Source organism: Marinobacter sp. 3-2, from assembly GCF_003751355.1.
GTDB classification, from domain to species: domain Bacteria; phylum Pseudomonadota; class Gammaproteobacteria; order Pseudomonadales; family Oleiphilaceae; genus Marinobacter; species Marinobacter adhaerens.
This window is the reverse complement of sequence record NZ_RJUQ01000015.1, coordinates 54,053-68,722: the sequence shown is the minus strand read 5'-3', so window position 1 is coordinate 68,722 and position 14,670 is coordinate 54,053. Positions and strand designations below refer to the sequence as shown.

9 protein-coding genes are annotated in these 14,670 nt (G+C 57.4%); 5 read left to right on the top strand and 4 right to left on the bottom strand.

Going from position 1 to position 14,670, the window contains the following annotated elements:
* Positions 1-5: 5 nt before the first annotated feature.
* Positions 6-1,874, bottom strand: a complete 1,869-nt coding sequence (gene recQ, locus EDB94_RS14455) for a DNA helicase RecQ (protein WP_014577099.1) — start codon at positions 1,872-1,874, stop codon at positions 6-8.
* 217 nt (positions 1,875-2,091) lie between these two features.
* Between recQ and EDB94_RS14450 the strand changes: the two genes are divergently transcribed.
* Positions 2,092-3,288: a 1-acyl-sn-glycerol-3-phosphate acyltransferase gene (locus EDB94_RS14450; protein ID WP_108018601.1), complete on the top strand. Its 1,197-nt coding sequence runs from the start codon at positions 2,092-2,094 to the stop codon at positions 3,286-3,288.
* Positions 3,289-3,321: 33 nt separating this feature from the next.
* Positions 3,322-3,981, top strand: a complete 660-nt coding sequence (locus EDB94_RS14445) for an alpha/beta hydrolase (protein WP_008169693.1) — start codon at positions 3,322-3,324, stop codon at positions 3,979-3,981.
* 19 nt (positions 3,982-4,000) lie between these two features.
* Here EDB94_RS14445 and glgP read toward each other — a convergent pair whose 3' ends face one another.
* Genes glgP through glgB form a run of 3 tightly spaced genes read right to left on the bottom strand, consistent with a single transcriptional unit; the run spans position 4,001 to position 9,932 of the window.
* Positions 4,001-6,553, bottom strand: a complete 2,553-nt coding sequence (gene glgP / locus EDB94_RS14440) for an alpha-glucan family phosphorylase (RefSeq protein ID WP_181259044.1) — start codon at positions 6,551-6,553, stop codon at positions 4,001-4,003.
* Positions 6,554-6,585: 32 nt separating this feature from the next.
* On the bottom strand, positions 6,586-8,049 hold the full coding sequence (gene glgA, locus EDB94_RS14435; RefSeq protein WP_108018599.1) for a glycogen synthase GlgA: 1,464 nt from the start codon (positions 8,047-8,049) through the stop codon (positions 6,586-6,588).
* Positions 8,046-9,932: a 1,4-alpha-glucan branching protein GlgB gene (glgB, locus tag EDB94_RS14430; protein ID WP_108018598.1), complete on the bottom strand. Its 1,887-nt coding sequence runs from the start codon at positions 9,930-9,932 to the stop codon at positions 8,046-8,048. The genes glgA and glgB overlap by 4 nt, the downstream gene beginning before the upstream one ends.
* A 203-nt stretch (positions 9,933-10,135) precedes the next feature.
* On the opposite strand from glgB, the gene glgC reads away from it, so the two are divergent.
* From glgC to malQ, 3 genes are read left to right on the top strand one after another with little or no spacing between them, the layout of a single operon-like run.
* Entirely contained in the window at positions 10,136-11,401 is a 1,266-nt protein-coding gene (gene glgC, locus EDB94_RS14425) for a glucose-1-phosphate adenylyltransferase (RefSeq protein ID WP_108018597.1), read from the top strand.
* Positions 11,391-13,118, top strand: a complete 1,728-nt coding sequence (locus tag EDB94_RS14420; protein WP_108018596.1) for a glycoside hydrolase family 57 protein — start codon at positions 11,391-11,393, stop codon at positions 13,116-13,118. The genes glgC and EDB94_RS14420 overlap by 11 nt, the downstream gene beginning before the upstream one ends.
* On the top strand, positions 13,115-14,608 hold the full coding sequence (gene malQ / locus EDB94_RS14415; RefSeq protein ID WP_108018595.1) for a 4-alpha-glucanotransferase: 1,494 nt from the start codon (positions 13,115-13,117) through the stop codon (positions 14,606-14,608). Before EDB94_RS14420 ends, malQ begins: the two co-directional genes overlap by 4 nt.
* The last annotated feature ends 62 nt before the right edge of the window (positions 14,609-14,670 follow it).

Genomic DNA, 14,670 nt, shown 5'->3' with positions numbered 1-14,670 from the left:
CCAATTCAGGCCTGTTCGAGGCCAGCGATGGTTTGCAGGAAAATCTCGCCGTATTTCTCTAGCTTGGCGGCGCCCACGCCGCTGACTTCCGCCAGCTCATCCAGGGTGCGCGGTTTGCGTTCCAGCATTCCAAACAGGGTAGTGTCATGGAAAATGACGTAGGGCGGCACGCCCTGTTTGTCAGCCAGCTCCTTGCGGCAGGCTCGAAGCGCCTCCCAGCCGGCCTTGTCGGTAATCTGTTCTGAGACCGGCGAACCCGACCGGCCGCCGTTTGCCCGGCCGGTTGTCTTCTTGATTTCCGGGTCCTTGCGCAGCTCAATGGTCTGACGTCCTTTCAGCAGTGGCCGACACTGCTCGGTCAACTGGAGCGCACCATAGCCCTCCGGATCTGCGCGGAGGTAACCATTGGCCACCAGTTGCCGGTAGACCGATTTCCACTCGTTGGCACTCAGTTCGGTTCCAATGCCGTAGGTTGACACCTGATGGTGCCCGGATTGGAGAATCCGCTCATTTTCCGAGCCTCGCAGAACATCAATCAGATAGGTAACGCCGAAACGCTGGCCCGTGCGGAAAACACAGGAAAGGGCTTTCTGGACGGCGACGGTTCCATCCCAGGTGTCCGGTGGATTCAGGCAGGTGTCGCAATTACCGCAGGGTTGCTCAAGCTCGTCCCCGAAATAACGCAGCAGCACCTGACGCCGGCAACTGGTGACCTCGCAGAGACCCAGCATCGCATCCAGCTTCTGCCGTTCCACGCGCTTGAAATGGTCGTTACCCTGTGAGCTTTCCAGCATCTGGCGCAGTTTGATGACATCCTGCAGGCCATAAACCATCCAGGCCGTAGATGGCTTGCCGTCACGCCCCGCCCGACCGGTTTCCTGATAGTAGGCTTCAAGGCTCTTCGGCAGATCCAGATGGGCGACAAAGCGAACGTCCGGTTTATCGATACCCATGCCGAAGGCGATGGTGGCAACAATAATCACCCCGTCTTCACGCAGGAACCGCTCCTGGTGATGGGCACGCTGTTCCGAGGACAGGCCTGCATGATAGGGCAGAGCGGTATAGCCTTTCTGGGCCAGGGTTTTCGCGGTGGCGTCGACCTTGTTCCGGGACAGGCAGTAAACGATGCCACAATCGCCCTCATGTTCCGCTTTAATAAAATCCAGTAACTGTTTGTTCGCGTTTATTTTTGGCGCTATACGGTACTGAATGTTGGGGCGATCGAAGCCACTGACGAAGTGTCTTGCCTCTGTCAGTGACAGTCGTTCCGCAATCTCCTTTCGGGTTCGCTCATCCGCGGTTGCGGTCAACGCGATGCGGGGTACGCCTGGAAACTGTTCTGCCAGCATGCTGAGCTGAAGGTAATCGGATCGGAAATCGTGACCCCATTGGGACACACAATGGGCCTCGTCGATAGCGAACAGCGAGATGGAGGCGTCATGAAGCAATTCGATGGTGCGCGGCTGTATCAGTCGTTCAGGGGCGCAGTACAGAAGGTCAAGCTCACCGGTCATGAGCGCGTATTCGGTCGCCCGGGCCTGCTCGAAATCCATGGTTGAATTCAGGAACGCAGCCCGGACCCCCAGCTCTTTCAATGCCGCAACCTGGTCCTGCATCAGGGCAATCAGAGGTGAAATTACGATCGCAGTGCCCGAGCGAACCAGCGCCGGTACCTGGTAGCAAAGAGATTTACCGCCGCCCGTCGGCATGAGCACAAGCGCATCGCGGCCTTCCGATACTTCCCGGATGATGTCACCCTGAAGCGGACGGAAGGATTCATAACCAAAGACTTCGTGCAGCACCTGTTCCGGATCACGGCCCGAGGTGGTTGGGCGCTCGGTGGAAAGCTGTTCGAAATCCTGATCAAGATACATAGAATAACCGGTTGCTCGGCCTGGAGCCGCTGTATTGATTCGGGTGGAGTGCCGGGTTCGGCGCAGTCGCGAATGATACCAGATTAACCCTGAGGATTGGCCAGCAAACCCACGGGCCGGGTGGAGGCAAACTAATCTAAGAAACGCTACAATACCGCGTTTTTGAACCACCGTTTCACGCCATACTGTGACAGACACTGATAACAACAGGGCTTCCATGCAGGAATTTGATGCCATCCGTCCCTATTCGGACGAAGAAACCGGCGCCGCTATCAACCGCCTGGTCAACGATCAGGAATTTCTGGATATGGTCGGTCGCTTCAAGTCACCGACTCTGGCCCGCTGGGCGCCGGCCATGTTGCGTGTATTTACCCGTCGCTGGTTAAACAGCCATTTTGGCCACTACACACGAGTCGATGATCTCCAGGCCGGGCTTTCCAGCTACGTGGGTGAGCTGGTTGAGAGCACAACCACGCGAGTAACGACCAGCGGGCTGGAGAACCTCGACAAGCGCGGCGCCTATCTGTTTATTTCGAACCATCGGGACATTGTTTTCGACCCCATGGTGGTGAACTACCAGCTGTTCCAGAATGGTTTCCATACCACCCGGATTGCCATTGGCGACAACCTGCTTGCCAACCGGGTGTTCGCTGAAATGATGCGACTGAACAAGAGCTTTGTAGTGCGACGCAGCATGACAAGCCCCCGCGAGATGCGTGATGCCTACATCACACTCTCCGGCTTTATCAACCACAGCATCGATACCAATCACAGCATATGGATTGCCCAACGTGAGGGCCGGGCGAAGGATGGGCTGGACTTTACCGACCCTGCCATCATCAAGATGTTCTATATGAGCCGCAAAAAAAGCGGGCTCGGGTTTGACGAAGCCATGAATCGGCTGCATGTGGTGCCAGTTTCTATTGCCTACGAGTACGATCCGTGCGATGCCGACAAAGCCCAGGAGCTGGAAACCCGGGCCCGGACCGGCCAGTACATCAAGCGAGAGGGTGAAGATACCGAACAGATCATGAAGGGACTGACCGGTTTCAAAGGGCACGTGCATGTGCACTTTGGTGCGCCCATCCATGATTCACCGGATAACCCGAAAGATCTGGCCGCCCGTATAGATCGGGAGATGCATGCAAACTATCACCTGCATGCCTCCAACCTGGTGGCTTATCAGCAGCGTGGTCTTCATCCCCAGGCCCACGGTACGCCGGATACCGTCAGCGATTCAGTGGTCACTGCCGAAACCTGGTCACCGGCGGAAATGGAAGCTGCTGAAGCCGAGATGGAGCGGAGACTGGAAGCCTGCGATCCGGCCATCCGGCCTTATCTGCTGGATATGTATGCTAATCCAGTGGTTACCGCGCTCGAAGCCAATGCCGAGAAATCCGGCCATTCCGAATAAACCGGTACATAATTTTCAGACATGAGGTAAACCGTGCAGGATCTTCAGTACATTGAGATTGAAACCGGGGAAAACCCGACCGCAGCCGTCATCTGGCTTCATGGCCTTGGTGCGAGCGGCCACGACTTCGAGCCCGTAGTGCCGGAACTGGGCCTGCCGGAAGATACAGCGGTACGCTTCATCTTTCCCCATGCGCCCAATCTGCCTGTCACCATCAACGGTGGCATGTCCATGCCCGCCTGGTATGACATCAAGGCCATGGATATCGACCGTGTGGTGGATACGGAACAGTTGCGGGCGTCTGCCGATGCGGTCGCCAAACTGGTCGAGCAGCAAAAACACAAAGGCATCCCGCCGGAGCGTATTATCATCGCCGGATTCTCCCAGGGAGGCGCCGTTGCCTATGAACTGGGGCTCAGCTACCCGGAACGTTTTGGCGGTGTTCTGGCGCTTTCAACCTACTTCGCCACCGCGGACACGGTTGAGCGCTCTGAGGCCAATGCTGATGTGCCGATCAGCGTGTATCACGGAACCTTCGATCCGATGGTGCCGGAATCACTGGGTGTGCGCAGTGTCGAAACCCTGAAGGAGATGGGCTACGACCCTTCTTATCAGACATTCCCCATGGAACACAGTGTGTGCCTTGAAGAAATACAGGACATCGGCCGATTCATTCGCCGGCACCTGCTTTGAGGCACCGCCATGCCCTGGGTCAGACCCAGAGCATGGCGCCCATCTCCAACGGATGCGTCAGTGATTCGTGATAGGGGTACATCCTGAGCCTGAGAGTCTGCAAGCCGGGATAGGGTGGCTGCACGCGGGTGGAGAACACGGTTCGCCCCTCCGCTTCGCTTTCCTTATCCAGCAAGAAACTGTCTGGGCCCGGGCTGTTATGGGTGCCGGTACATTCCGGGCTGACCAGGCACTCCACCCGCACATCCTTCGCTGAAAGGCCATTGAGCCTTGCCTCGACTCTGAGTTCTACGCCGCCATCATGGGGGCAGGCAGCTTCGACGCAGCCAACCACGTTTAATTCCACTCCCGGCCAGGCATGCCTGACCCTTGCCTTCCAGTCCGCCAGTTCTTTGGCAACCTCGCCGTTGTCGGCCATCAGCAAAGCACCCTGGGTTGACGCCGGCTGGTAATAGTTATTGACGTAATCCATCACCATACGCCGGGCGTTAAACCTTGGTGTGATCGACTTCATCGAAGCCTTGGATCGCTGGACCCAGCCTTTCGAAAAGCCCTGGGAGGCGCGCTCGTAGTAGAGGGGAACCACTTCGAATTCGAGCAGATCGATCAGGTCCCGGGCCTCTTCCTCATTCCGGAATTCAGGGTCCAGTTCGGTATCCCTGGGAGGGATGCCCCAGCCATTTTTTCCGTCATAGCCTTCGCCCCACCAGCCGTCGAGCACGCTGAGATTAAGAGCGCCATTGAGGGCTGCTTTCTCTCCGGAGGTGCCACTGGCCTCTTTCGGGTATTCCGGTGTGTTCAGCCACACATCGACGCCACTGAGCAGCCTGCGGGCCATGGCCTGGTCATAGTCCTCCAGGAGAATCAGGTGCCCCATCAACGAAGGGTGCATGGAAAGGTCGTGGATTACCTTGATCAGTTGCTGACCGGGTTTGTCCTTGGGATGGGCCTTGCCGGCAAATACCAGCACCACCGGGCGGTCCGGATCGGTCAGGATGCTTTCGAGGCGTTCCAGGTCCGAGAAGATCAGCGTCGCGCGTTTGTAGGTGGCGAACCGCCTTGCAAACCCGATAACCAGCGTGTCTTTTTCCGAGGAAACAAGCTGCCGGGTCATCCTGTCAGTGACGGAATGGCCGGTGCCGTTGCGTTTATGCTGGCGCCTTAGCCGCTGGACAATGTATTCGCCCATTTGCTGTTTCAGGGCCTTGTGAACGCTCCAGTAGTGATAGTCCGGGATCTGGTCGATAAACTTCCAGAATTCCGGGTTCCGGAGTTCACTTTTCCAGGTGGGCGCCTGTATATCGAACAGGCTAGACCATTCCGGCGCCAGAAACGTCGGTACGTGCACACCGTTGGTAATGTACCCGATAGGGTTTTCTGCCGACGGCACCTGGGGCCAGATATCGCCCTCCATCAACGAGGCGACACCACCGTGAATCCGGCTCACCCCGTTGTGGAAACGAGAGCCGCGCAGGCCCAGACTGGTCATGTTGAAACTGTCCCCACCGTCCTTCGAGCCCAGGGCAAACACCTGATCAAAATCCAGGGCAGATTCCTCGATATATCGCCCCAGGGCATGATGAACGAGGGAGCGGGGGAAGATGTCGTGGCCGGCCGGTACCGGCGTATGCGTTGTGAACAGCGTTGCGCCGGCAACGGCTTCAAGCGCGGCCTCGAAACTCAACCCGGAAACCATGGTGTGCCTGCAGCGTTCCAGAATCTGGAATGCGGCATGGCCCTCGTTGATATGCCAGACCGTCGGCTTGAGGTTCAGCGCCTCCACAACCCGGGTTCCACCAATGCCAAGCAGCATTTCCTGGCTGATCCGCGTGGACTCGTCGCCACCGTAGAGCTGGAGCGTGAGATCCCGGTCTTCCGGGCCGTTTTCTTCGGTATTGCTGTCCAGCAGGTATAAGCGGATATGGCCGACGCGGGCTTCCCACACACGCGCCACAACATCACGCCCGGGGAAGGGGACGGAGACCTTGAGCCACTTGCCGTCTATCTCCACCGGTGAAATAGGCAATTCATCGCTGGAATGGGACTGGTAGCGCGCAATCTGCTGACCGTGGGCGTCGATACTCTGGATAAAGTAACCCTGCCGATACAACAGACCCACAGCGACAAAGGGCAGGGCCAGGTCACTGGCGGCCTTGCAATGATCGCCGGCAAGGATGCCCAGGCCGCCGGAATAGATCGGAAAACTTTCGTGGAAGCCGAATTCGGCACAGAAGTAAGCCACCAGGGCCTGTTCCGGATCGAGCTTCTCCGTCACTTCCGGGCCGGGGCCAGCCTCGAGATAGGCATCGTAGCTGCTCAGGACCCGACGATACTCGGCCAGAAACGCCCGGTCTTCAGAGGCTTCATCGAGTCGATCCTGGGCAACCCGCCGCAGGAAAAGCTTCGGGTTGTGCTCGACTTTCTGCCATAGCGGTAGGTCAATACGGACAAAAAGGCTTCGAACGCCGTGGTCCCAGCTGTAGAACAGGTCATTGGCAAGCTCTTCCAGTCGTTCCAGGGGTTCGGGAAGCAGGGGATGAGCTTCAAGTCGGAATTCCGTTGCTTTATGCATGTTGGTTGCCTCCAGGCGGGCAAGCGCTCGCACTAATCCAGCTGTTGTTGGTCACGTTCTTTGAGAATACGTTGATACAGATCGCCATAGGTGCGAGCCCGCTGCTTCCAGGAATAGTCGATCGCCATGCCGTTGTCCTGCAATCGCCGCCATTGCTTACGTTTTTCAAAAACCTGTAGCGCGCGGTTTACGGCAGCCAGTAACGAATCGGCATTGGCGCCGGTAAAAACGAATCCGGTGGCCTTGTCGATGCCAACCTCCTGAGGGTCCTGGACCGTGTCTGCCAGCCCGCCAACACCGTGCACCACCGGAATCGTGCCGTACCTGAGGCTGTACATCTGGTTGAGCCCACAGGGCTCGAATCTCGATGGCATCAGGAACAGGTCACATCCGGCCGTGATGCGATGGGAGAGCCCCTCGTTGTAGCCCAACGTGAGAGACATTTGCCCCGGCCATTGCCGGGCAAGGCGTTTCAGGGGCTCCTCGTAACTGGCTTCACCGGAACCAAGAACGACAAACTGGCAACCCTGTTCCAGCAGGCGCGGCATCACCGAAACCAGCCAGTCCACGCCTTTCTGTTCAACCAGTCGCCCGATGAAGCCCAATAGTGGACCGCCGTTTACCTCCAGCCCGAGCTCTTGCTGCAGGCCGGCCTGGCACTGCGTCTTGTTTTTCAAGTGATTCCGGCCATAGTGAAAGGCCAGTTCAGGGTCCTCCTCGGGATTCCAGACCCGGTTATCGATGCCGTTGAGAATGCCGGTGAGCGCGTCCTGGCGGTGTCGAAGCAAACCATCAAGTCCATTACCGAATTCCGGGGTCTGGATCTCGAGCGCATAGGTCGGGCTGACGGTGGTGATTCGGTCACTGAAAACCAGGCCGCCCTTGATGAACGAAAGCTGCCCGTAGAATTCAAGCTGCTCGAGGTTCCAGAGCGAATCAGGCAGACCCAGGGCACGGAAAGTCTCGTGGGAGAAGAGTCCCTGGTAGGCGAGGTTATGGATGGTAAACACAGTGCCGGGCCTGTCGTGGTAGGCCTCGAGAAATACCGGTATCAGCCCGGTTTGCCAGTCGTTGCAATGCACCAGGTCCGGTCTCCAGGACAGGCCAGCCTCTCCCATGGTAATCATGGCGCCGACCTTTCCGAACAGCTCAAAGCGATGGGCATTGTCCCACCAGTCTTTGCCTTCCTCGTTCTTGTAGGGGTTGCCAGGGCGATCAAACAATGGCGGACAGTCCACCAGCCATAGCGTGACCGCGGTGCCGGGGAGTCGGGTCTGCCAGAGGCTCACATTGTATTGCCCCAGCTGAAACCGCGCCTTCCTTCGGGAGCCTGCCTTTCTTGCCGCTTTCAAAGCATCGGGATAGCCCGGAAGAAGTATCTGTACGTCGTATTCCAGGCGGCAGAGCGCTTCCGGCAAACTTGCAGAAACGTCGGCAAGACCGCCGGTTTTCATCAAGGGATAAACCTCACTGGTTGCAAACAGCACCCGGATCATAAAGCCGGCCTCAGAATGATCGCGCCCAGTGGTGGCAGGGTTAATTCCACGGACCAGTCACGGTTCATCCAGGGCTGGGCATCCGCAGGCATGGGGTAGGGATTTCCCAGATTACTGCCACCGTAATACTCTGAATCGGAGTTAAAAATTTCCCGCCAGTTTCCACCTTCAGGCAGGCCGATCCGATAGTGGTGTCTGGGCATGGGTGTGAAATTAACGACAATCACCGAGGTTTCGCCCTTGGCGGTGCGCAGGAAACTGATCACTGACTGGGGGGAATCATGGCAGTCGATCCACTCGAAACCATCCGGCTTGAAGCAGGCGCCATGTAACGAGACCTCCCGCCGGTAGATACCGTTCAGGTCCTGAACCAGCTTTTTAATACCCTGATGCTCCGGATAGGCCAGCAGCGACCAGTCCAGTTCCCGGGATTCACTCCATTCGCGTCGTTGCCCGAATTCACCGCCCATGAAAAGAAGTTTGGAGCCCGGGTAACTGAACATGTAGGTAAAAAGAACCCTCAAGGTAGCCCTCTGTTGCCATTCGTCGCCGGTCATTTTGTTGATCAGGCTACCTTTGCCATGAACCACTTCGTCGTGGGAAAGCGGCAGCAGGAAATTCTCCGAGAAGGCATAGAGCAGCCCAAAGGTCAGCTTGTCGTGATGATACTGACGATACACCGGATCCTGCGCCAGATAGTCCAGGGTGTCGTGCATCCAGCCCATGTTCCATTTCAGGTTGAACCCGAGTCCGCCAATTTCCGGTGGCCGGGTTACACGCGGCCAGGAGGTCGATTCTTCCGCACAGACCAGCGTTCCGGGGAAGCGGCTCTGGCAGACCTGGTTCAATTCCCGCAGGAACTCAATGGCTTCGAGGTTTTCATGGCCTCCATGCACGTTGGGCTCCCATTCGCCTTCCTTGCGGGAGTAGTTGAGGTACAGCATGGAAGCCACCGCATCCACCCTGAGCCCGTCGATATGAAAGGCGTCCAGCCAGAACAAGGCACTGCCGATCAGGAAGTTCCGCACCTCATGCCGGCCATAGTTGTAGATGAGTGTGCCCCAGTCCTGATGGCGCCCTTTGCGGGGATCTTCATGTTCGTAAAGCGCGCTGCCATCAAAGCGGGCAAGGGCGTGTTCATCGGTCGGGAAATGTCCCGGTACCCAGTCCAGAATCACGCCGATGTTGTGCCGGTGGCATTGGTCCACCAGATAACGAAGATCGTCCGGCGTGCCGAACCGACTGGTGGGCGCGTAGTAGCCGGTGGTCTGGTATCCCCAGGATTCATCCAGGGGGTGTTCGGTGACCGGCAACAGTTCAATGTGGGTGAAGCCCAGTTCGAGCACATAGGGAATGAGTTGGTCGGCCAGTTCCCGATAGGTCAGCCATCGACCCGAACCGTGGTGGCGCCAGGAGGCGGCATGAACCTCGTAGATGGAGATGGGCGAATCCTGCCAGTTCCAGCGACCCCGCCGGGCCAGCCAGTCGCCATCGCCCCAGCCAAAGTGGCCGCGCTCGGTGACTACAGCAGCGGTGGAGGGCCTGAGCTCGAAAGCCTGTCCGTAGGGATCGGTTTTCAGGATCTGCCGGCCTTTGTCCGTCGTGATGGCGAATTTATAGAGAGCGCCGTTACCGATGCCCGGGATAAAGCAGGACCAAACCCCCGTGCCTTCATGCAACGACATGGGATGGATGCCCGCGTTCCATTCGTTAAAGTCACCGGCAACACTGACGGCGCTGGCGTGGGGCGCCCAGACTGCAAACCGGACACCTTCCACGCCTCGGTTCCTGCAGACATGGGCACCGAGCACGTTGTAAATGTGCCAGTGGCGACCCTCGGCAAAAAGGTGGAGGTCGAATTCGCTGAGCGTTGGACTGTCCATAGACCGTGCTGTTCCTGACCAGATGAGGCGCTTTGAGCGTCCCTTCATTGGACGCGAAAGGGCCTGTTTAAAAAATGACCCAAAACAAGTTTACGTCATAATTCCGTGCTAGTGTTCTACTATAGTTTAAGGCGTCAAAAACGTGGCAAACCCTTGCGGTTAAACGACCGGTTACAGGGAAGGTTTTCTTCAGGGAAGCAGCTATGCAAACGGCCAAGCGTTTCGTCAGTCGTCTCACTCGTCAGACTCTTGCACTGGTTCTTGCCGGAGGGCGGGGATCCCGCCTCCACGATCTCACCAAATGGCGGGCCAAACCGGCGGTGCCCTTTGGAGGCAAGTTCCGGATTATCGATTTTCCACTCTCGAACTGCATAAACTCCGGCATCGGGCAGGTTGGTGTAATCACCCAGTACAAATCCCATTCCCTGATCCGCCATATCCAGCGGGGTTGGGGGTTTCTCCGGGGAGAACTGGATGAGTTCGTAGAGCTCTTACCTGCGCAACAGCGGATCGAGACTTCCTGGTATGAAGGAACGGCGGACGCTGTACTTCAGAACCTCGACATCATTCGCAGCCACCAGCCAGAGTATGTGCTGATTCTTGCGGGTGATCACGTGTACAAGATGGACTACGGCACCATGCTGGCCCATCACGTGGAGAATGATGCCGATATTACTGTCGGCTGTATCGAAGTACCTCTCGATGAAGCCTCGGCATTCGGGGTGATGTCGGTAGATGACGAGTTGAGGGTCACCGAGTTCGTCGAGAAGCCCGCACAGCCAAAGCCAATGCCAGGCCAGCCCGGAAAGGCGCTGGCATCCATGGGCATCTATGTGTTCAGCACCCAGGTGCTTTTCGACGAGCTCATGCGCGACCAGCAGATGGATGGCGAATCGTCCCACGATTTCGGCAAGGACATTATTCCCTCCGTCATCAAGCGTCTGCGGGTGGTCGCCTTCCCGTTCCGTAATCCGGTTGAGAACAAGCCGGCCTATTGGCGCGATGTGGGCACCGTTGACGCACTCTGGCAGGCAAACCTGGAGCTGATCGGAATCAGCCCGGAGCTCAATCTCTATGATTCCCACTGGCCGATATGGACCTATCAGGAACAGCTGCCACCGGCAAAGTTTGTTTTTGATGATGACAATCGACGAGGCATGGCTGTGGACTCCATGGTGGCCGGCGGCTGTATTGTCTCCGGCGCTCTGGTGAAGCATTCCTTGTTGTTTTCGCAAGTTAAGATTCATTCTTATAGTGAAATCTCGGATTCGGTCATCTACCCGGATGTCGAGATTGGCCGTCACTGCCACATCCGCAATGCCTTGATTGATCGTGGCTGCCGCATCCCCGAAGGGACGAGGATAGGTTTCGACGAGGCCGATGACCGGAAGCGGTTTCATGTATCGCCCAAAGGTATTGTGCTGATCACGCCCGAGATGCTCGGGCAGGATTATCCCCATGGCCTCTGACACCAAAACACCGGTTGTACTCTGCTGGCACATGCACCAGCCGTCTTATCAGGATATGCGCACTGATCAGTTCCTGTTTCCCTGGGTGTACCTTCATACCATCAAGGATTACAGCGACATGGCGGCGCATCTGGAAGCGAATCCGGACGCGAGGGCGGTAGTTAATTTTGCTCCGGTTCTGCTAGAGCAGATCGAGACCTACCTTATCCAGATTGAAAAATGGCGCCATGGCGCCGGCGAGATCGGCGATCCTTTGCTCGCAGCTCTGGTTGCAGAACAGTTGCCGGAAACCGGCACGCCTGCGTTTCTGGGATTGATCGAAAAGTCTCTGCGGGCCAACCGGGAACGGATCATCAATCGGTATCCGGCCTACGCGCAGTTGGCGGAGCTTGCAGAGGTATACCGCAAAAAGCCCGAGCTGCAGAGATACATTTCAAGCCGGTTTCTTTCCGACTTGCTGGTTTGGTACCACCTTGGCTGGATGGGAGAAACCATCCGCAGAAGCAGCCATTGCATCCAGAGCCTTCAGGAGAAGGGCCACAACTTTTCGATGGATGACCGTAAAGCTCTTCTCGACGTGATTTTTGATGTGTTATCCGGCATCGGCCCAAGATACCGGCATCTTGCGCAAAAAGGGCAGGTGGAGCTGTCTGTCAGCCCCTACACCCATGCCATGCTCCCTCTGTTGATCGACCTGGGTGCTGCCCGCGAGGCCATGCCGGATATCGCTTTGCCAGCACACAGCCATTATCCGGAGGGTGAAGCGCGCGCCGCATGGCAGCTCCAACAGGCGAGGGCCGTTTTTCAGCGCTTCTTCGGTGTTGATCCCTCCGGCTGCTGGGCTTCCGAGGGTGGTCTCAGCCAGGCCACACTGGGCCTGCTGGACCAACATCAATTCCGATGGACTGCCAGCGGAGATTCTGTGGTGCACAACAGCCTCAATCTGGCCCGGCAGGACAACCCGGATTTGCCCGATGCCGGGATTCACCAGCCCTATACGTTCGGCGAATCGAATACCGCCGTCTTCTTCCGTGACGACGGTCTGTCGGATCTGATCGGTTTTACTTACGCAGACTGGCACGCCAGGGATGCCGTTGGCGACCTGGTGCATCATATGGAAAACATTGCGGGGCAGGCCAAGGGCAAGACGAAGCCGGTGATTTCCGTGATCATGGATGGCGAAAATGCCTGGGAGTATTACCCCGAGAACGGTTTTCACTTCCTCGACGAGCTCTATCGGGTACTGGCAAACCACCCCCGGCTCAGATTGACCACTTATGCCGATCTGGTGGCGAACCCCGTAGCCGCGCCGGTTCATTTGCCGCATCTTGTGGCCGGCAGCTGGATTTACGGTACGTTCTCCACCTGGATCGGTGACCCGGACAAAAACCGGGCCTGGGATCTGCTCTGTGAAGCCAAAACCCACTTCGACCGGGTGATGGACAATGGCAGTCTCAATTCGGAGCAGAAAGCAGCCGCCATGCAGCAACTGGCTATCTGCGAAGGGTCCGACTGGTTCTGGTGGTTTGGTGACTATAACCCGGCCCAGATCGTCAGCGACTTTGAGCATCTGTATCGCCGCCACCTCGTCAATCTCTATGAAATGATCGGCTACCCGGCGCCGCCATCTGTGTTCCAGAAGCTCAGCCAGGGCAGTGGAGAACCGGCTCGCGGCGGTACCATGCGGCCGGGTCATGAGGCGGATCATCCTGCATGACTTCAGCGAACGACAAGGATCTGTTCAGTGCCCGAAGGGCCGGTGTACTGCTTCACCCGACCTGTCTGCCCGGAAGCCTGGGTGTTCTGGGCGCCGGCGCTCGCCGGTTCGTCGATTTTCTGGCCGACAGTGGCATCACCATCTGGCAGACACTGCCTATTGGACCAACCCACCAGGATCTTTCACCGTACCAATCCCTGAGTGCCCACGCGGGCAACCAGGATTTTATTGACCTCGCTGAACTGCTGCAGACCGGACTGCTGGCCGATGCTGAACTGGCCCAGCCCATCGCCGAATCCCGCCAGCAGCTGCTGGCTATCGCCGCCCAACGGTTTTACGAGGGCCATGCCACAGGCCGGAAGGGCCTTGATCTGGCCGGATTTGAAGCTTTCCGGGCAAGAAATGATTACTGGCTGGATGATTTCTGTCTGTTCTGCGCAATCCGGGAGGTTCAGGAGTCGCCAGGCTGGCTCCAGTGGCCAGAGCACTTGAGGGATCGGGAGCCGGCTGCCTTGCAGGCCTTTGTCGACCAGAACCAGGCCAGACTGGCTCGCATCAGGTTTGAGCAATTCCTGTTCAACCACCAGTGGCAGGCACTCCGGGACTATGCACGAAGCCGCAATGTTTTGCTGTTTGGTGATATCCCCATATTTGTCGCTCAAGACAGCGCCGATGTCTGGGCCAACCGACAGTTCTTCAAGCTGGACGCCCGGGGCGAACCCACTGTGGTTGCCGGTGTGCCGCCGGACTATTTTTCCGAGGAGGGCCAGCACTGGGGTAATCCACTCTACAACTGGCAGGTCATGGCGGAAGATGGCTACCAGTGGTGGCTTCAACGGCTCGAAAGCCAGCGCCATCTGTTCGATCTGATCCGGATAGACCATTTTCGGGGGCTTCAGGCCTATTGGGAGATCCCGGCTGAGGCCCCTCAGCCACGAAACGGCTATTGGGTTCCCGGCCCCTCTGACCATTTTCTACAGGCCTGCTTCGACCGCTTCCCGGATTTACCCCTGGTGGCCGAAAATCTCGGCATCATCAGCGACGATGTGGAAGAACTTCGTCATCGCTTCCGACTGCCAGGGATGACGGTGATGCAGTTTGGCTTCGACGGCAGCCCAAACAATCCGCATCTACTTCACAACCACCAGCCCCGGGATCTTGTCTACACCGGCACCCACGATAACGACACAACACTGGGGTGGTACCGCAGCCTGGATGACCGTACCCGGCACTATGTGAACGATTATCTGGCCACCAGTGGTGATGGGATGCCATGGCCGGTAATTGAAGCGGCGTTCCGTTCGGTCTGTTCATTGGCCGTGGTGCCTATGCAGGATTTCCTGGGTCTTGGAACCGAGGCAAGATTCAATACGCCGGGCACCATTACAAATAACTGGACATGGCAACTGGACTGGAATTTTCCCGAGAAAGACTTGTCGAAAATAATCGCTGAATCGGTAAAACGACATGGGCGCCTTCCTCCGGTCTGAGCATTTTTTGATCAGCATCAAAGAGGCGGGCCCCAACCTTCGATATAACACACAAGCAGTAT

Bases quoted from the DNA above. Each gene is read 5' to 3' on its own strand.
- EDB94_RS14450 (WP_108018601.1), top strand. From the start codon at position 2,092: ATGCAGGAATTTGATGCCATCCGTCCCTATTCGGACGAAGAAACCGGC.
- recQ (WP_014577099.1), bottom strand. From the start codon at position 1,874: ATGTATCTTGATCAGGATTTCGAACAGCTTTCCACCGAGCGCCCAACC.
- glgA (WP_108018599.1), bottom strand. From the start codon at position 8,049: ATGATCCGGGTGCTGTTTGCAACCAGTGAGGTTTATCCCTTGATGAAA.
- malQ (WP_108018595.1), top strand. From the start codon at position 13,115: ATGACTTCAGCGAACGACAAGGATCTGTTCAGTGCCCGAAGGGCCGGT.
- glgC (WP_108018597.1), top strand. From the start codon at position 10,136: ATGCAAACGGCCAAGCGTTTCGTCAGTCGTCTCACTCGTCAGACTCTT.
- EDB94_RS14420 (WP_108018596.1), top strand. From the start codon at position 11,391: ATGGCCTCTGACACCAAAACACCGGTTGTACTCTGCTGGCACATGCAC.
- glgB (WP_108018598.1), bottom strand. From the start codon at position 9,932: ATGGACAGTCCAACGCTCAGCGAATTCGACCTCCACCTTTTTGCCGAG.
- glgP (WP_181259044.1), bottom strand. From the start codon at position 6,553: ATGCATAAAGCAACGGAATTCCGACTTGAAGCTCATCCCCTGCTTCCC.